Origin of the sequence: Anoxybacillus sp. J5B_2022 (assembly GCF_026847645.1) — a bacterium.
In the GTDB taxonomy this organism is placed as follows: domain Bacteria; phylum Bacillota; class Bacilli; order Bacillales; family Anoxybacillaceae; genus Anoxybacteroides.
This window is the reverse complement of the sequence record NZ_JAPSMC010000058.1, coordinates 1-18,247: the sequence shown is the minus strand read 5'-3', so window position 1 is coordinate 18,247 and position 18,247 is coordinate 1. Positions and strand designations below refer to the sequence as shown.

The following is an 18,247-nucleotide window of genomic DNA, read 5'->3' as shown; positions in this document are numbered from 1 at the left end:
ATCCATGTTGAAGGCGCTTACAAAAAGAGGGGGTAACATGGTGATGGAACAATTCATGCGCGACTTTTTTTTGTTTTTATCGAAAAATAAAACGTTGACCAAATTAGCGAAACGATATGGTTTGCGGTTTGGCGCTTCCCGTTTTGTCGCAGGGGAAACGATCGGGCAAGCGGTGGAAGTCATTAAATCATTAAATCAAAAAGGACTTGCCGTTACCGTCGACTATTTAGGTGAATTTGTCGATAATGAAAAAGAAGCGAACGAAATGGCGAATCACTGCATCGAAGCAATTGAAGCGATCGGCCGCGAAAAATTAAACTCGCAGTTGTCGTTGAAAATGACGTCGATGGGGCTTGATATTTCCGATGAACTGGTCATGCGTAACATGCGCGGCATTTTAGAAACGGCGAAAACAAACGGGGTATTTGTGACGATTGATATGGAAGATTATTCGCGCTGTCAAAAAACGATCGATATTTTTAAACAGCTGAAAACGGAGTATGACAACGTCGGCACGGTATTGCAGGCCTATTTATACCGCACCGAATCGGATATTGAAGATTTAAAAGACTACTATCCGAACTTGCGCCTAGTGAAAGGCGCGTACAAAGAATCACCGGAAGTGGCATTTCCAGATAAAAAAGACGTCGATGAAAACTTCAAAAAAATTATAAAAATGCATTTATTAAACGGCAACTATACGGCGGTTGCGACGCATGATGATGCGATTATCGAATACACGAAGCAGCTTGTCAAAGAATACAACATTCCGAACGACCAATTTGAATTTCAAATGTTATACGGAATCCGTCCGGAGCGGCAAGAACAACTAGCGCGCGAAGGATACACGATGCGTGTCTATGTTCCGTACGGCACGGATTGGTACGGCTACTTTATGCGCCGCCTCGCCGAACGTCCGGCGAATGTGGCTTTCGTTTTAAAAGGTATGTTCCGCAAATAGAGAAAAGGGATGCTCCACGCAAACGGGCATCCCTTTTACATTTAATCCTCTTGCATGTTTTGTTTTTTATATTGCTGGTTTTGACTTGTTTTCTTTCCGCTGCCGTCCATTTCCACCGTCGGACCTGCATTTCCTTTTACGCTCGCAGCACTTACACCCGTTTTCGATGGATTTTTTTGTACTTTTGCCATACTTGCCACCTCCGTTATTAGCATCCCCAAAAAAATGGGGATATGCGAGTCAAAAAATGTTAAGTTTATATATTGCGAAAATTTGCAACATACTTTATATTTAAGGTAGAGGAAAGTTGTTGCGAAATTTTTTTTCGACAAAAAATGAATGACTATTCATTCAATAGAGGCAAGGGGGAAGAGGTCATGGTCAAACGAATCAAACGAGCGGTTGTTCTCGGTTCCGGAGTAATGGGCTCTGGGATTGCGGCGCATTTAGCCAACGTCGGCATTCCGACATTGCTATTAGACATCGTGCCGCGCGAACTAACAAAAGAAGAAGAAGCAAAAGGGCTTACGCTCGAACATAAAGAAGTACGCAACCGTTTCGTGAATCAGGCGTTGCAAAAACTATTAAAACAAAAACCGGCACCGCTCATGTCTAAGGAGAAGCTCGCACTCATTGAAGTCGGGAACTTTGAAGACGATTTCCATCGTTTGGCGGAAGCGGATTGGATTATCGAAGTCGTCGTCGAACGGCTCGATGTCAAACAGAGCGTTTTTGCCAAAGTCGATGAAGTGAGAAAACCGGGAAGCATCGTCAGCTCCAATACGTCTGGGATTTCCATTGAAGCGATGGCAGAAGGCCGTTCGGAAGATTTTAAAAAGCACTTTTTAGGGACGCACTTTTTCAACCCGCCGCGGTATTTGAAATTGCTCGAAGTCATTCCGACGAAAGATACGGATCCGAACGTCGTTTCGTTTATGAAAACGTTTGGCGAAGATGTGCTTGGTAAAGGCGTCGTCATGGCGAAAGATACGCCGAACTTTATTGCGAACCGCATCGGGACGTATGGGTTGTTAGTGACCGTGAAAGAAATGATGAATGGCGGTTATAGTGTCGGCGAAGTCGATTCCGTCACCGGCCCGCTCATCGGACGGCCGAAAAGTGCGACGTTCCGGACGCTCGACGTCGTTGGATTGGATACGTTCGTGCATGTCGCCAATAACGTATTTGAAAAAGTAGAAGGGGAAGAAAAAGAAGCGTTCCGCGTTCCGGACTTTATGAAATCGATGTTAGAAAAAGGCTGGCTTGGCAGCAAGTCTGGTCAAGGCTTTTTCTTGAAAAAAGGAAAAGAAATTTTGGAATTAAACTATGAAACGCTCGAATATGAACCGAGCAAAAAACTGAAAACACCAGCAACGGAAGCGAGCAAACAAGCAAAAGGCGTAGCTAATAAGTTGAAAGCGCTTGTATATGCAGATGACCGCGCTGGCACGTTGCTTTGGAATATTTTAAGTTCTGTATTGCTTTACTCAGCGAAATTGCTCGGCGAAATTGCGGATGACATTGTCGCAATCGACCGCGCGATGAAATGGGGATTCGGCTGGGAATTAGGACCATTTGAAACGTGGGATGCCATCGGCTTAGAGCAATCCGTTCGTAAAATGCAGGCAGAGGGCCGCGAAATACCGGCTTGGGTGACGGAAATGCTAGAAAAAGGGCATACATCGTTTTACAAAACGGAAAACGGCAACGTGCTCTTTTACGATCGCGGCGAATACAAAGCGGTAGAGGAAAACGCGAAAGTCATTCATATTCAACGGCTGAAAGAAGAAAAAGGCGTTATTAAGAAAAATAGCGGTGCAAGTCTCATTGACCTCGGCGATGATGTCGCGCTATTAGAGTTTCATTCGCCAAACAACGCGATCGGTTTAGATATTGTGCAAATGATCAACTATGCGCTCGAAGAAGTCGATCGCAACTACAAAGGACTTGTCATCGGTAACCAAGGCAAAAACTTCTGCGTCGGTGCGAACTTAGCGATGATTTTAATGGAAGCGCAAGACGACAACTATTTTGAAATTGAGCTTGTCGTCCGTCAGTTCCAGCAGGCGATGATGAACATTAAATACAGTCCAAAACCAGTAGTGGCGGCACCATTTGCGATGACGCTCGGCGGCGGAACGGAAATTTGCTTGCCGTCTGCCCGCATTCAAGCAGCAGCGGAAACGTATATGGGGCTTGTCGAAGTCGGTGTCGGCCTCATTCCGGGCGGCGGCGGAAACAAAGAACTGTACATTAAACATTTAAATAGCTTTCCAAAAGGCGTGGAATTTGATCTACAAAAAGTTGCGAACAAAGTATTTGAAACGATTGCGATGGCGAAAGTGTCGACGTCGGCGGTCGAAGCACGTGAATTAAACTTTTTAAACAATACAGACGGCATTTCGATGAATGGCGATCATTTGCTTTATGATGCGAAACAGGCGGTTATTTCTCTCTACGACAGCGGGTATCAGGCACCGGTACGCAAAAAAGTGCCGGTTGTCGGGGAAACAGGCTACGCTACGCTATTGTTGGCGGCGCAATCGCTGCATCTGTCCGGCTATATTACCGATCATGATTTAACGATTGCGAAAAAATTAGCGTATGTGATCGCAGGCGGAAATGTTCCGTACGGCACAGAAGTCGATGAACAATATTTACTAGATTTAGAGAGAGAAGCGTTTTTAAGTTTAGTAGGCGAACCGAAATCGCAGGCGAGAATGCAGCATATGCTTGTCAAAGGGAAACCGTTGCGTAACTAAAGAGGGGGGAACATTGTGAGAGAAGCGGTCATTGTAGCGGGGGCGCGTACACCTGTCGGAAAAGCGAAAAAAGGAACGCTTGCCCATGTGCGTCCGGATGATTTAGGGGCACTTGTCGTGAAAGAAACGTTAAAACGGGCAGGAAACTACGAAGGAAATATTGATGATTTAATTATCGGTTGTGCGATGCCGGAAGCGGAACAAGGATTAAACATCGCCCGCAACATCGGAGCGTTAGCAGGATTGCCATACACCGTTCCGGCGATTACGATCAATCGTTATTGCTCATCAGGATTACAAGCGATTGCTTACGCTGCGGAGCGGATTATGCTTGGGCATTCGGATACAGTAATTGCCGGCGGTGTCGAATCGATGAGCCTTATACCAATGATGGGGCACGTCGTACGTCCGAACGTGAAATTAGCGGAAAACGCGCCGGAATATTACATGTCGATGGGGCATACAGCGGAGCAAGTAGCACTAAAATATGGTGTGACGCGCGAAGATCAAGATGCGTTTGCCGTACGCAGCCATCAACGGGCAGCGAAAGCGATTCAAGAAGGGAAATTTGTCGATGAAATTGTTCCGGTGGAAGTAACCATTCGCAAGCTCGAAAACAATAAATTAGTAGAAAAAACAGTGCTCTTTTCAGAAGACGAGGGGGTACGCCCAGATACAAACATGGAAACATTGGCAAAGCTTCGTCCAGCATTTGCCGTGAACGGAACAGTCACGGCAGGAAACGCTTCCCAAACAAGCGATGGAGCGGCAGCGGTCATGGTGATGGAACGCGAAAAAGCAGAATCATTAGGACTAAAACCGCTCGGCAAGTTCCGTTCGTTCGCGGTAGCTGGGGTACCGCCGGAAGTGATGGGAATCGGTCCGGTCGCAGCCATCCCGAAAGCGTTGAAGCTTGCCGGACTCGAACTTTCTGACATCGGGTTGTTTGAATTGAACGAGGCGTTTGCTTCGCAGTCGATCCAAGTCATTCGCGAGCTTGGCTTAGACGAAGAAAAAGTGAATGTCAACGGCGGAGCGATTGCGCTCGGTCATCCGCTTGGTTGCACTGGCGCGAAATTGACGTTATCGCTTCTTCATGAAATGCGCCGCCGCAACGAACAGTTTGGCATCGTCACGATGTGCATCGGCGGCGGAATGGGTGCAGCAGGTGTGTTTGAATTAATCGATTAAGCTAAGAAAAGCGTAGGCGACTGTATAGCTCTCGAAGCCAAGCGTTCTTCCGACGAGAAGCGCTTTTTGCTTCGACGGAGGAAGGTTGCTTGGCACAAGAGAGCTAGGAGCCGCAGCTAGACAACACCGAAAAGCGGAGAATGGTCCTTGGCGAGGAAAGTAAAGGCGAATGAAATGGTATTTAAAAGCGGTGCGGGCGGTATTTTTCCGCCCCACCCGTTCAACAATAAGGGGGAGGAATAACGATGACAAAAGCAGCAGAGCAAGTAGTAAAAGGCGGCAGCTTTTTGATTGAAGATGTTTCTTGTGAGCGTGTGTTTACGCCAGAAGATTTTACGGATGAACAAAAAATGATTGCGAAAACGACGGAAGAGTTTGTCGTGAATGAAGTGCTTCCACAGTTAGAGCATTTAGAAAACCATGAATTTGACCGGTCGGTGAAACTATTAAAACAAGCAGGTGAGCTTGGATTGTTAGGAGCGGACGTTCCAGAAGAGTACGGTGGATTAGGGCTTGATAAAATCAGCTCCGCGCTCATCGCCGAAAAAATGTCACGTGCAGGCGGATTCTCGATTTCGCACGGCGCGCACGTCGGGATCGGTTCGCTTCCGATCGTTCTATTCGGTACGGAAGAACAAAAACAAAAATATTTACCGGCATTGGCGACAGGAGAAAAAATTGCGGCTTATGCGTTAACCGAGCCAGGCTCTGGTTCCGACGCGTTAGGGGCAAAGACGACGGCAAAACTGAACGCAGAAGGCACGCACTACATTTTAAACGGAGAAAAACAATGGATTACGAACGCTGGATTTGCCGATGTATTTGTCGTTTATGCGAAAGTGGACGGCGAACATTTCTCAGCGTTTATTGTCGAACGTGACTTCCCTGGTGTATCGACAGGTGCAGAAGAAAAGAAAATGGGCATTAAAAGCTCTTCGACGCGCACATTAATTTTACAAGATGCGCTCGTTCCGAAAGAAAACTTGCTTGGCGAAATCGGCAAAGGCCATGTCATCGCTTTCAATATTTTAAACATCGGCCGCTATAAATTAGGGGTTGGTGCGGTCGGCGGCGCGAAACGCGCGCTAGAAATTACGATTCAATACGCGAACCAACGTCAACAATTTAAAACGCCAATTTCGAAATTTACGTTAACACAAGAAAAGTTTGCGACAATGGCGTCGAAATTGTATGCGGCGGAAAGCTCTGTCTACCGCACGGTTGGCTTATTTGAAGAGCGGATGAGCCAACTGGACGCAGAACAAGCAAAAGACGGCAAAGAAATCGCGAAATCGATTGCCGAGTATGCGATTGAATGTTCATTGAATAAATTTTTCTCGACGGAAGTATTAGATTACATCGTCGATGAAGGCGTGCAAATTCACGGCGGCTACGGCTTTATGCAAGAGTACGAAATTGAGCGTGCGTACCGCGATTCGCGCATTAACCGCATTTTCGAAGGAACGAACGAAATTAACCGCCTCCTTGTGCCAGGCACGTATTTGCGTAAAGCGATGAAAGGCGAATTACCGCTCCTTCAAAAAGCGCAACAATTGCAAGAAGAATTGATGATGTTAATGCCGGAAGAAGTGGGCGACGGCGTGCTTGAGCAAGAGAAATATTTAGTGCGCAATGCGAAGAAAATTGCGTTGCTAACGGCTGGGTTAGCTGCACAAAAATTCGGTCCGAAATTAGAAAAAGAGCAAGAGATTTTAGTAAATATCGCCGACATCGTCAGCAACATTTATGCAATGGAATCAGCGCTTCTCCGCACCGAAAAAGCGATTCAAGCGTCTGGTGTCGAGAAAAACAAACAAAAAATTCTTTATACAGAAATTTTCTGCCAAGAGGCATTTAACGAAATTGAAGCACACGCCAAAGAAACGATTGTTGCGGTGGAACAAGGTGATATGTTGCGCATGATGTTATCGGCATTGCGTAAACTTACTCGCCATACGCCAATTAATGTGATCGCGAAAAAACGCGAAGCAGCAGCGGCGTTAATTGAAGCAGAACGTTATATTGTGTAATAATGGAAGTACCAGGCTGCGGTCTGGTACTTTCGTTATTTTGAGGTGATGAGATGGTAACGTTTTATTGGTATCCAAAGTGCGGCACGTGCCGAAAAGCGAAAAAATGGCTCGATGAGCGCGGCATAGAAGTAAATGCTGTACATATTGTTGAACAGCCGCCGTCGAAAGAAGTGTTAAAAGAGCTTTATGAAAAAAGCGGGTTGCCGCTTAAAAAATTTTTCAATACAAGCGGACAAAAATATCGTGCGCTCGGGTTGAAAGACCGAATCCCTGCCGCTTCCGATGACGAATTGCTTGATCTTTTAGCATCGGACGGCATGTTAGTGAAGCGACCGCTGTTAACGGACGGAACGAACGTCATCGTTGGCTTTGACGAGAAGCAGTACGAAAAATTTTTTGGACAAGCAAACGGAAGGTAGTCGAGTTTTTCGAAAAAATCAGTTATTATTAAAAAGAATACATTTGCAGTTGGAGGGACTTGACATGAACACACCAAAAGAATTGCGTTATTCAGAAGAACATGAGTGGGTGCGCGTCGAAGGCGATAAAGTGCGCGTCGGCATTACCGATTTTGCCCAAGCAGAATTAGGCGATATCGTTTTCGTAGAACTTCCAGAAGTGGGAACAGAAGTGACAGCAAATGAGCCGTTTGGCAGCGTCGAATCGGTGAAAACGGTTTCGGAATTGTATGCGCCAATTAGCGGAAAAGTAGTTGAAGTGAATGAAGTGCTAAACGACAGCCCTGAGTTCGTCAACGAATCTCCGTATGAAAAAGCTTGGATGATCGTCATCGAGCCGTCGGATATAAGCGAAGTTGACAACTTGTTGACAGCGGAGCAATACGAAGCAATGATTAACGAACAATAAAGCAAGGTACGAAGCAATGGCCATTTGCGTCATTGCTTCGTTTGTTATAGAGGAAAAGAGAGCGGGCGCATAGAATAATTTATCAAGTAATTTTAATCGCTAGGTGATGATAACCATGACAGAAATAGGAAAAGTCATTATCGTTGAAGGACGCTCCGATAAGAAAAAAATCGAAAGCTTAGTCAAAGAGCCAATCGAAATTATTTGTACGAACGGAACGATTAGTCGCGCCAAATTAGACGAATGGATTGAAGCGCTTTATAATAAAGAAGTGTTTATCTTAGTGGATGCCGATGAAGCAGGGGAGAGGTTAAGGAAACAATTGCGCCGTGAATTTCCAGAAGCGGAACATTTGTATATTGACCGGATGTACCGTGAAGTCGCCGCTGCGCCGAAGCAGCATATTGCGGCGGTGTTACTAGGAGCTAATATTGATGTGCGTGCGGACGATTTGTAAAGGATGGAGTCAAACATGCAGGAAGTAACAGTGAAGCAAATCGATGAGTGGATTCAACAACAAGAGATTGTCTGCTTATATGTGTATACGCCGATGTGCGGAACGTGCCAGCTGGCGAAGCGAATGTTAGATGTGGTGGAGCAGCTATTCCCTGACATCCCCTTTTATCGAGCAGACATTAATTATATGCCTGAGCGTGCTGAGGAATGGCAAATCGAAAGCGTTCCTTGTTTGCTTTTGTTTCAAAATGGAAGTCAAAAGAAAAAGATATATGCATTTCATTCTGTCCCTTACTTATACGAGGTGATCCAAAAGTTTCAAGAACATCGTCATCGTTGACGATGTTTTTTGCATGGATAGACGTTTTTTGACATATTTCTCGGGAAATGTGAAGAATTTTGTATATTTTGCTTAGGATTTGTCGAGAAGTTTATAAAGGATTTGCGCCTCTTTTAATGGAAATCAATGAGAGAAAAGGAAAATGGAGAGGCGGGGGAATAATGAGTATTCATGAATTAGTCAAGCAGTTTATGGAACGAGTGAAAACGTTACATCATTTACTGCCAATTTTACCGGAAGAAGCGCTATATGTTTGTTTCGAATGTGATGGGGAAACGATTATTTTTTCGATTTCCAAACACGGGATTCAGCGAAAAGCAGAATTAGATGAACAGAAAGCAGTAACCGTTTGCGGATCAAAAGAAGCGCTGAAAAGTCTTTTTCATGGAGAACTGAAGTTGCAGCAACAACTCCGTCTAAAAGAGTTAACAGTTTTCGGAAGTTTTCGCCACATGTTGTTGTTAGAATCACTTCTCCATTTAGCAAAACCGTACCGACATGCCTCTTAAAAGAAGCAAAACTATTGTCACGGACGGAATAATAGTGTTATTATTCTGAAAAATAATATAATTTTATAATTTTTATCAAGAGTGGCTGAGGGAATGGCCTAATGAAATGGGCAACCGGTGCGCTACGGTGTTGATTCCAGCAGATTTGGTTGCTCTGAAAGATCAGAAAAGCTACAGAAACTCGATGATCTCACATCTTTTGTACTTGAGTTACGATCTATCATTCCAAAATATAACATGTATATTAAAAAAGTTTTCTGTTGACACCTCCTTATAACGATGATACAATCACATTCGTAATTTAATTAAACATGATTCTTGAATGCATTAAAGCGTTAATTGAATAAATGAGCGTGTTGCTGCTCTTATCAAGAGAGGTGGAGGGATGTGCCCGATGAAACCCGGCAACCGTCAGCAAGAGCTGAAATGGTGCCAATTCACACAAAGCGTTCGCTTTGAGAGATAAGAGACAGAATGGTGATGACGCCTTTCTGTTCTCTTGAGCAGAAAGGCTTTTTTCATAGGATAAGGAAGGTGAGATCGACGTGATTACGTTATCGAATGTAACGAAAATATATAAAGCGGCAAGCGGGAACGTGACGGCCGTTGATAACGTCAATTTGCATGTGGCAGAAGGAGAAATTTTCGGCATTATCGGCTATAGCGGCGCGGGGAAAAGTTCGCTCCTTCGGTTGTTGAATGGACTAGAAAAGCCGACGAGCGGAGAAGTAATTGTCCATGGAAAAGATATGGGCAAAATTAGCGGCAAAGAGTTGCGGCAAGCGCGCCAGCAAATCGGGATGATTTTTCAACATTTTAATTTGCTTTGGTCGCGCACCGTTCGGGAAAATATTGCGTTTCCGTTAGAAATTGCCGGCGTTCCGAAAGAAGAACGAATGAAGCGAGTCGACGAGCTTATTCAGCTTGTTGGATTGGAAGGAAGAGAAAATGCGTATCCATCGCAATTGAGCGGTGGACAAAAACAGCGTGTCGGCATCGCGCGAGCGTTGGCGAACCATCCGAAAGTTCTATTGTGCGACGAAGCGACGTCCGCGTTAGATCCGCAAACGACCGATTCCATTTTAGATTTACTAGTCGATATTAACGAACGTCTCGGATTAACGATTGTGCTCATCACGCATGAAATGCACGTCATTCGCAAAATTTGCGATCGTGTCGCGGTCATGGAAAACGGAAAAATCGTCGAAATGGGCGAAGTGCTTCACGTATTCCGCAAGCCTGAACAACCGATTACGAAGAGGTTTGTTCAGCAAGTGACAGAGCCGGAGGAAACGAAAGAAGCGATGACCCACTTACTGGATCAGTATCCGAACGGAAAATTAGTGCAACTGACGTTTGTTGGCGACTCGACAGAGCAACCACTTATTACGCAGCTCATCCGCCAATTCGACTTAACGGTCAACATTTTGCAAGGAAAAATTTCGCAAACACATCACGGATCATATGGGGTGTTATTTATCCATATGGATGGGTCGGACGAAGACATCGAGCGAGCGCTCGCTTTCATTCGTCAGCAACAAGTCGAAGTGGAGGTGATGACGAATGAATAACTTGTTTCCAAACGTTCAATGGGAAACAATTTGGGCGGCGACATCGGAAACGCTCTATATGACGGGAATGGCAGTTGTTGCAACGTTTGTGCTTGGCCTTATCCTTGGATTGCTTTTGTTTTTAACATCGAAAGGGAACATTTGGGAAAATAAACTAGCGAACACGTTCATTTCGGCATTCGTTAACATTTTCCGTTCGATTCCGTTTATCATTTTAATTATTTTGCTTATTCCGTTTACGAAGTTCGTCGTTGGCACGATTCTTGGTGCTGATGCGGCATTGCCGGCGCTCATCATCGGTGCAGCACCATTTTATGCGCGGATGGTCGAAATTGCCCTTCGCGAAATTGACAAAGGCGTCATTGAAGCAGCGAAAGCGATGGGAGCGACGACAGCAACGATTATTTGGAAAGTGCTCATCCCGGAATCGTTGCCAGCGCTTATTTCTGGTATTACGGTGACAGCGATTGCCCTTGTCGGGTATACAGCGATGGCGGGGGTCGTCGGCGCGGGCGGCCTTGGAAACCTTGCGTATTTAGAAGGGTTCCAGAGCAACCATAACGACGTGACATTTGTCGCGACCGTGCTCATCTTAGTCATCGTGTTTATCATTCAGTTTATTGGTGACTTTGTCACTTCTAAAATAGATAAAAGATAAAAAAGAGGAGGAAAAACAGCATGAAAAAATGGATGGCTTTACTAGTAGCTGTGCTTGTGTTGGCGCTTGCAGCGTGCGGCGGCAAAGACAATGCCAGTGGTGAAAAAGAAACAGGGAAATTAGTCGTTGGTGCATCAAACGTACCGCATGCGAAAATTTTGAAGCAAGCAAAACCGATTTTAAAGAAAAAAGGCATTGACTTAAAAATTGTGATATTCCAAGACTACATTTTGCCAAACAAAGCGTTGGCGGATAAAGAAATCGATGCGAACTATTTCCAGCACATTCCTTATTTAGAGTCGCAGAAAAAAGAATACGGTTATGATTTCGTCAACGCTGGCGGCATTCATATCGAGCCGATCGGCATTTATTCGAAAAAATATAAAAGCCTTGAAGAACTTCCAGAAGGCGCTACGATTATTATGAGCAACTCGGTTGCGGACCATGGCCGCATTTTATCGATGTTGCAAGAAAAAGGATTGATTAAATTAAAAGACGGTGTAGAGAAAACGAAAGCAACTGTCAATGATATTGTAGAAAATCCGAAAAAACTAAAATTTAAAACAGATGTAGACGCAGGTCTTTTACCGCAAATTTATAAAAATAACGAAGGCGATGCCGTCGTTATTAATGCGAACTATGCACTCGATGCTGGTCTCAATCCGGCGAAAGACCCGATTGCTGTGGAGTCGCCAAAAGATAATCCGTATGTGAACATCATTGCCGTGCGCAAAGGCGACGAAAACCGCAAAGAAATTAAAACGCTTGTGGAAGTATTGCAATCAAAAGAAATTCAAGACTTCATTAACGAAAAATATAAAGGTGCTGTCATTCCGGCAGTGCAATAAAAAAGAACGGGAGCGCGAACGCTTCCGTTCTCTTTTTAGCGACATATAATAATAAGGAAAGAACTGTTCACGAGTACGCGCAATTCAATGGTTTAATCGTCTTTTCGTGAAGCATACTAACATTAATGGAAAAATAGTCCTTCTCCGCTTATATACTTTTGAAACTTTTTTATTTAAAAAGTATCATAATGAGGTTAAATGGTTGATAAGACCTTTCATTTGTTATAAGATTGTAATGAGAATAAAATGAGAATACAATAAGTGTGTAAAATTAGTCAATGAGATACACAAATTTTTTTGAAAATTGGAGGTATTTTTCATGGCAGTGTTGACGATTCAAGATCTCCACGTATCAGTGGAAGGAAAAGAAATTTTAAAAGGGGTAAGCTTAGAGGTAAAAGGTGGAGAAATTCACGCCATCATGGGACCAAATGGAACCGGTAAATCCACGTTATCATCGGCAATTATGGGCCATCCAAAATATGAAGTGACAAAAGGAAGCATCACGTTAGACGGGCAAGACGTATTGGAAATGGAAGTAGATGAGCGCGCTCGTGCAGGACTTTTCTTAGCGATGCAATATCCGAGCGAAATTAGCGGAGTAACGAACGCCGATTTTTTACGGGCGGCGCTGAATGCTCGTCTTGGGGAAGGAAACGAAATTTCGCTCATGAAATTTATCCGAAAACTCGATGAAAAAATGGCGTTCCTTGAAATGAATCCAGACATGGCGCACCGCTACTTAAACGAAGGATTTTCCGGCGGTGAGAAAAAACGGAACGAAATTTTACAACTTATGATGCTAGAACCAAAAATTGCGATTTTGGACGAAATCGACTCTGGTCTTGATATTGATGCGCTGAAGATCGTTTCAAAAGGCGTCAATGAAATGCGCAGCAGCGACTTCGGCTGTTTGATCATTACCCACTACCAACGCTTGCTCAATTACATTACACCGGACTACGTTCACGTCATGATGCAAGGGCGCATCGTCAAATCCGGCGGACCAGAGCTAGCGCAACGTTTAGAAGCAGAAGGATACGACTGGATTAAGAAAGAACTTGGCATTGAAGATGAAACTGTTGAGCAAGAAGTGTAAGCGTTAGGAGGACTTATGATGATTGAAACAAAATTACCATTCGATCAACAGTATGTGCGCACCTTCTCCGAAGGGCACGGCGAACCTAGCTGGTTGTTAAATCTTCGCTTACAAGCTCTTGCCAAAGCGGAAGAACTGCCGTTGCCAAAGCCGGACAAAACGAAAATTGATAAATGGAACTTTACCCAATTTACCCATCATGTCGTGCAAAGTGCTCCGCTTTCTTCATTAGAGGAGCTTCCGGAAGCGGTGAAAGCACTCATTGATTTGGAAGAAGAAACGAAAAATTTATATGTGCAACGCGATCATACGCCAGCGTATCTTTCGTTGTCCGATGACTTAAAGCAAAAAGGGGTTATTTTTACCGATATTTTTACCGCTGTCCGTGAACATGGCGAGCTTGTGGCAAAATATTTTATGAAAGATGGCGTTCAAGTGGATGAACATCGGTTAACAGCGCTTCATGCCGCATTAATGAACGGTGGGGTGTTTGTCTATGTGCCGAAGAACGTCGAAGTAAAGACACCACTTCAAGCGGTATATATTCAAGAGCAAGAAGATACAGCGCTGTTTAATCATGTCATTATTGTAGCGGAAGAGAACAGTAGCGTGGCGTACGTGGAAAACTACATTTCGCTTCAAGATCAGGCCTGTGCGGTTGCGAATATCGTGGCAGAAGTGTTTGCCCTTACGAATGCGCGCGTCTTTTTTGCCGCGGTTGACCATTTGGCGAAAGGGATTACGACATATGTGAACCGTCGCGGTGTGACAGGACGCCACGGTCGCATTGAATGGGCGCTCGGCTTGATGAATGACGGCGATACCGTTTCGGAAAATATTACGCGCTTAATTGGCGATGGTTCATATGGCGATACGAAAACAGTCGTTGTCGGGCGCGGCGAGCAAACACAAAACTTTACAACGAGCGTCATTCATTATGGCAAACATACGGAAGGCTATATTTTAAAACACGGTGTTGTGAAAGATAGTGCGACTTCCATTTTCAACGGCATCGGCAAAATTGAGCACGGCGCATCGAAATCAAACGCCGAACAAGAATCACGTGTCTTAATGCTTAGCGAAAAAGCGCGCGGCGATGCGAACCCGATTCTTTTAATTGACGAAGATGATGTTACTGCAGGCCACGCTGCTTCCGTCGGTCGTGTCGATCCGACACAGCTGTACTATTTAATGAGCCGCGGGATTCCGAAGGTGGAGGCAGAACGTTTAATCATTCACGGCTTTTTAGCGCCGGTTGTGAACGAAATTCCGCTTGAAAGCGTGAAAAAACAATTAGTCGAAATTATCGAAAGGAAAGTTAAATGATGGATGCAAAAGAGGTTCGTCAGCTGTTTCCGATTTTAGCTCAAGAAGTGAATGGCAAACCGTTAGTCTACCTTGACAGCGCAGCCACTTCTCAGAAACCTCTCCCTGTGATTGAAGCGCTTGATAAGTATTATCGCGAATACAACTCGAACGTTCATCGTGGCGTGCATACGCTCGGAACAAAGGCGACCGATGCGTACGAAGGGGCGCGCGAAAAAGTGCGGAAGTTTATTAACGCGAAATCGACGCAAGAAATTATTTTTACGCGTGGAACGACGACGGCGTTGAATATGGTGGCAGCAAGCTACGGACGCGCAAATTTGCGTGAGGGTGACGAAATTGTCATTACGTATATGGAGCACCATAGCAACATCATTCCGTGGCAGCAAGTCGCCAAATACACTGGGGCGACGCTAAAATATATTCCGCTGCAAGCAGACGGCTCGATCAGCTTAGATGATGTGGAAAAAACGGTCACGCCGAACACAAAAATCGTTTCCGTGATGCAAGTGTCGAACGTACTCGGCGCCATTAACCCGATTAAACAAATTGCGCAAATCGCCCATCGAAACGGAGCGGTCATGGTCGTCGATGCCGCACAAAGCGCGCCGCATATGAAAATTGACGTGCAAGATTTAGATTGCGACTTTTTAGCGTTTTCTGGACATAAAATGTGCGGTCCGACCGGGATTGGCGTATTATATGGTAAACGGGCGTTGCTCGAGCAGATGGAGCCTGTAGAGTTTGGCGGGGAAATGATCGATTTTGTTGGCCTTTATGAATCAACATGGAAAGAGCTTCCTTGGAAGTTTGAAGGCGGAACCCCGATCATTGCGGGGGCGATCGGTTTAGGCGCGGCGATCGACTTTTTACAGCAAATCGGCTTAGACAACATCGTCGCCCATGAGCATAAGTTGGCGCAATATGCGCTCGAGCAGCTTTCTACTATTGAAGGATTGACGATTTACGGCCCGAAACAACGTGCTGGATTGGTGACGTTTAATATCGACGATGTCCATCCACACGATGTCGCGACCGTGTTAGATGCGGAAGGAATTGCCGTTCGTGCAGGGCATCATTGCGCGCAGCCGCTTATGAAATGGCTGAACGTCACGGCGACGGCCCGCGCAAGCTTTTATCTTTACAATACAGAAGAAGACATTGATCGCTTAGTGGTGGCATTAAAGAAAACGAAGGAGTATTTCAGCCATGTCTTTTAATAATCCGTTAGACACGCTATATCGGCAAGTCATTATGGATCATTATAAAAATCCAAGAAATCGCGGTGTTCTTGAGGACGAGAATGTCGAGATCAATATGAATAACCCAACATGCGGGGACCGTGTTCATTTAACGATGAAAGTCGAAGACGGAAAAATTGTCGATGCGAAATTTGAAGGAGAAGGCTGTTCGATTTCGATGTCGTCCGCGTCGATGATGACGCAGGCGATTAAAGGAAAAACGATCGAAGAAGCGCTCGCGCTTTCCCAAATTTTTTCCGACATGATGCAAGGAAAAGAATACGACGATTCGGTTGATTTAGGGGATATTGAAGCGCTTCAAGGCGTTTCCAAATTCCCAGCTCGCATTAAATGTGCCACATTGGTGTGGAAAGCAATGGAAAAAGGTTTGCATTCACAAGAATGAGTGGCTTGTAAAAAAGGAGGCGAATATAATGGCGAAAAAAATGCCGGAAATCGGCGAATATAAGTATGGTTTCGCGGATAAAGACGTTTCCGTCTTCCGCGCAGAACGCGGATTGACGCGAGAAATCGTCGAAGAAATTTCGCGCATGAAAAATGAACCGCAATGGATGCTCGAATTCCGCTTAAAAGCGTTAGATATTTTCTACAGCATGCCAATGCCGCAATGGGGCGGCGATTTGTCGAGCTTAAATTTCGATGAAATTACGTATTATGTAAAACCTTCCGAAAAATCAGGCCGTTCTTGGGATGAAGTGCCGGAAGAAATTAAAGCGACATTTGACAAACTAGGAATTCCAGAGGCGGAACAAAAATATTTGGCTGGCGTATCGGCGCAGTACGAATCCGAGGTCGTCTACCACAACATGAAAGAGGACCTTGAAAAATTAGGCGTTATTTTCAAAGATACAGACTCGGCGTTAAAAGAAAATGAAGACATTTTCCGTGAGCATTGGGCAAAAGTCGTACCGCCGACAGACAACAAATTCGCGGCGCTCAACTCGGCTGTCTGGTCGGGCGGATCGTTCATTTACGTGCCAAAAGGCGTGAAAGTCGATACGCCTTTGCAAGCGTATTTCCGCATTAACTCGGAAAATATGGGGCAATTTGAGCGGACATTGATTATCGTCGATGAAGGGGCGCACGTCCATTACGTGGAAGGCTGTACGGCGCCAGTGTATACAACGAACTCGCTCCATAGCGCGGTCGTTGAAATTATCGTGAAAAAAGGGGCGTACTGCCGCTATACGACGATTCAAAACTGGGCGAACAACGTCTTTAACCTTGTGACGAAGCGAGCGGTTTGCGAAGAAAATGCGACGATGGAATGGATTGACGGCAACATCGGTTCGAAGTTAACGATGAAATATCCGGCTGTGATTTTAAAAGGAGAAGGCGCGCGCGGTTTGACGCTTTCGATCGCGATTGCCGGCAAAGGACAGCATCAAGACGCGGGTGCGAAAATGATTCACCTTGCGCCAAATACATCTTCCACGATTGTTTCCAAATCGATTTCGAAACAAGGCGGAAAAGTGACATATCGCGGCATCGTCCACTTCGGGCGCAAAGCGTCTGGTTCGCGTTCAAACATTGAATGCGACACATTAATTATGGATAATCAATCGACGTCCGATACGATTCCATACAACGAAATTTTAAACGACAACATTTCGCTTGAGCACGAAGCGAAAGTGTCGAAAGTATCGGAAGAGCAATTGTTCTACCTCATGAGCCGCGGTATTTCCGAACAGGAAGCAACGGAAATGATCGTTATGGGCTTCATCGAGCCATTTACAAGAGAACTGCCGATGGAATATGCAGTGGAAATGAACCGTCTCATTAAGTTCGAAATGGAAGGTAGTATTGGATAACCTTGATAAATCAAGGGTGTAGCCCTTTCCTCAGAGAGCTGCACCCACAAAGCACCCACAATTTATCTTTTTTCAGTGTACCGCTGATACAACTCTAGTGCCTCGTCCTCGATTTTTTGAGTCACATGGAGGTACGTGTCAGCGGTCATTTTTATGCTGGCATGACCTAATCGCTCGGACACATATTTGATATTTGCCCCAGCCTCCAAAAGATGCACCGCGTGGCTATGACGTAACGCGTGCGGCGATAAGACAGGAAGCCCTGCCCGTTTGCATACTTCTTTAAAATATTCCCTTACAACATTCGTCCGCAACCAACGTCCGTCTTGTTGGTGAAAGACGATGTTCGTTTCTGGTTGCTTATAGCCAGGATATCTTAAATACATTTCGTTCCGATTGATGCGATGTTTTTTCAATAAACGAACAGTCACATCGTCTATATAAGTTGAAATTTTGTTTTACATCCAGCGGATCACTTCACCACGTTATATCATATCGGTTTGTATTTAGATGAAAACGGAAACGAAAAATCGGAAATTCTTTATTGCAACTT

Annotated in this window: 19 protein-coding genes and 2 riboswitches; of the genes, 17 read left to right on the top strand and 2 right to left on the bottom strand. The window is 44.9% G+C overall.

The window, feature by feature from the left end:
* Window positions 1-43 precede the first annotated feature (43 nt).
* Window positions 44-961 carry a proline dehydrogenase gene (locus M4I42_RS13650; protein ID WP_268852666.1) on the top strand — a complete coding sequence of 306 codons (918 nt, stop codon included), beginning with the start codon at window positions 44-46 and terminating at the stop codon, window positions 959-961.
* A gap of 41 nt (window positions 962-1,002) precedes the next feature.
* Here the strand turns inward: M4I42_RS13650 and M4I42_RS13645 are convergent, their stop codons facing one another.
* Complete coding sequence (locus M4I42_RS13645; RefSeq protein WP_268852665.1) at window positions 1,003-1,152, bottom strand: YuzL family protein; 150 nt, start codon at window positions 1,150-1,152, stop codon at window positions 1,003-1,005.
* Between the two features lie 186 nt (window positions 1,153-1,338).
* On the opposite strand from M4I42_RS13645, the gene M4I42_RS13640 reads away from it, so the two are divergent.
* From M4I42_RS13640 to sufB, 16 genes are all read left to right on the top strand, one after another.
* Window positions 1,339-3,723 carry a 3-hydroxyacyl-CoA dehydrogenase/enoyl-CoA hydratase family protein gene (locus M4I42_RS13640; protein ID WP_268852664.1) on the top strand — a complete coding sequence of 795 codons (2,385 nt, stop codon included), beginning with the start codon at window positions 1,339-1,341 and terminating at the stop codon, window positions 3,721-3,723.
* Between the two features lie 15 nt (window positions 3,724-3,738).
* Entirely contained in the window at window positions 3,739-4,914 is a 1,176-nt protein-coding gene (locus M4I42_RS13635; RefSeq protein ID WP_268852663.1) for an acetyl-CoA C-acetyltransferase, read from the top strand.
* Between the two features lie 245 nt (window positions 4,915-5,159).
* Entirely contained in the window at window positions 5,160-6,944 is a 1,785-nt protein-coding gene (locus M4I42_RS13630; protein WP_268852662.1) for an acyl-CoA dehydrogenase family protein, read from the top strand.
* Between the two features lie 53 nt (window positions 6,945-6,997).
* A complete protein-coding gene (locus M4I42_RS13625; protein WP_268852661.1) occupies window positions 6,998-7,366 on the top strand; it encodes an arsenate reductase family protein in 369 nt (122 codons plus the stop codon).
* Window positions 7,367-7,430: 64 nt separating this feature from the next.
* On the top strand, window positions 7,431-7,814 hold the full coding sequence (gcvH, locus tag M4I42_RS13620; protein ID WP_268852660.1) for a glycine cleavage system protein GcvH: 384 nt from the start codon (window positions 7,431-7,433) through the stop codon (window positions 7,812-7,814).
* 115 nt (window positions 7,815-7,929) lie between these two features.
* Window positions 7,930-8,271 carry a toprim domain-containing protein gene (locus M4I42_RS13615; protein WP_268852659.1) on the top strand — a complete coding sequence of 114 codons (342 nt, stop codon included), beginning with the start codon at window positions 7,930-7,932 and terminating at the stop codon, window positions 8,269-8,271.
* A 15-nt stretch (window positions 8,272-8,286) separates the two neighbouring features.
* Window positions 8,287-8,610: a thioredoxin family protein gene (locus M4I42_RS13610; RefSeq protein WP_268852658.1), complete on the top strand. Its 324-nt coding sequence runs from the start codon at window positions 8,287-8,289 to the stop codon at window positions 8,608-8,610.
* A 161-nt stretch (window positions 8,611-8,771) separates the two neighbouring features.
* Complete coding sequence (locus M4I42_RS13605; RefSeq protein WP_268852657.1) at window positions 8,772-9,119, top strand: SCP2 sterol-binding domain-containing protein; 348 nt, start codon at window positions 8,772-8,774, stop codon at window positions 9,117-9,119.
* Between the two features lie 69 nt (window positions 9,120-9,188).
* Window positions 9,189-9,287: riboswitch (SAM riboswitch) on the top strand.
* Between the two features lie 194 nt (window positions 9,288-9,481).
* A riboswitch (SAM riboswitch) is annotated at window positions 9,482-9,588 on the top strand.
* 76 nt (window positions 9,589-9,664) lie between these two features.
* Window positions 9,665-10,690 carry a methionine ABC transporter ATP-binding protein gene (locus M4I42_RS13600; RefSeq protein WP_268852656.1) on the top strand — a complete coding sequence of 342 codons (1,026 nt, stop codon included), beginning with the start codon at window positions 9,665-9,667 and terminating at the stop codon, window positions 10,688-10,690.
* Window positions 10,683-11,348, top strand: a complete 666-nt coding sequence (locus tag M4I42_RS13595) for a methionine ABC transporter permease (RefSeq protein ID WP_268852655.1) — start codon at window positions 10,683-10,685, stop codon at window positions 11,346-11,348. Before M4I42_RS13600 ends, M4I42_RS13595 begins: the two co-directional genes overlap by 8 nt.
* A 20-nt stretch (window positions 11,349-11,368) precedes the next feature.
* On the top strand, window positions 11,369-12,196 hold the full coding sequence (metQ, locus tag M4I42_RS13590) for a methionine ABC transporter substrate-binding lipoprotein MetQ (protein WP_268852654.1): 828 nt from the start codon (window positions 11,369-11,371) through the stop codon (window positions 12,194-12,196).
* Window positions 12,197-12,515: 319 nt separating this feature from the next.
* Window positions 12,516-13,295 (top strand): Fe-S cluster assembly ATPase SufC, encoded by a 780-nt coding sequence (sufC, locus tag M4I42_RS13585; RefSeq protein ID WP_268852653.1) that lies wholly within the window; start codon window positions 12,516-12,518, stop codon window positions 13,293-13,295.
* A gap of 15 nt (window positions 13,296-13,310) precedes the next feature.
* The gene (sufD, locus tag M4I42_RS13580; RefSeq protein WP_268852652.1) at window positions 13,311-14,621 is read left to right on the top strand and encodes a Fe-S cluster assembly protein SufD; all 1,311 of its coding nucleotides are present in this window, start codon (window positions 13,311-13,313) and stop codon (window positions 14,619-14,621) included.
* Window positions 14,621-15,841, top strand: a complete 1,221-nt coding sequence (locus M4I42_RS13575; protein WP_268852651.1) for a cysteine desulfurase — start codon at window positions 14,621-14,623, stop codon at window positions 15,839-15,841. The genes sufD and M4I42_RS13575 overlap by 1 nt, the downstream gene beginning before the upstream one ends.
* A complete protein-coding gene (gene sufU / locus M4I42_RS13570) occupies window positions 15,831-16,268 on the top strand; it encodes a Fe-S cluster assembly sulfur transfer protein SufU (RefSeq protein ID WP_268852650.1) in 438 nt (145 codons plus the stop codon). The genes M4I42_RS13575 and sufU overlap by 11 nt, the downstream gene beginning before the upstream one ends.
* A 28-nt stretch (window positions 16,269-16,296) precedes the next feature.
* Window positions 16,297-17,694 carry a Fe-S cluster assembly protein SufB gene (sufB, locus tag M4I42_RS13565; protein ID WP_066322855.1) on the top strand — a complete coding sequence of 466 codons (1,398 nt, stop codon included), beginning with the start codon at window positions 16,297-16,299 and terminating at the stop codon, window positions 17,692-17,694.
* Window positions 17,695-17,756: 62 nt separating this feature from the next.
* On the opposite strand, the gene M4I42_RS13560 is transcribed toward sufB, so the two are convergent.
* Window positions 17,757-18,110, bottom strand: coding sequence for a tyrosine-type recombinase/integrase (locus M4I42_RS13560; protein WP_268852649.1), 354 nt, complete (start codon window positions 18,108-18,110; stop codon window positions 17,757-17,759).
* Window positions 18,111-18,247 lie beyond the last annotated feature (137 nt).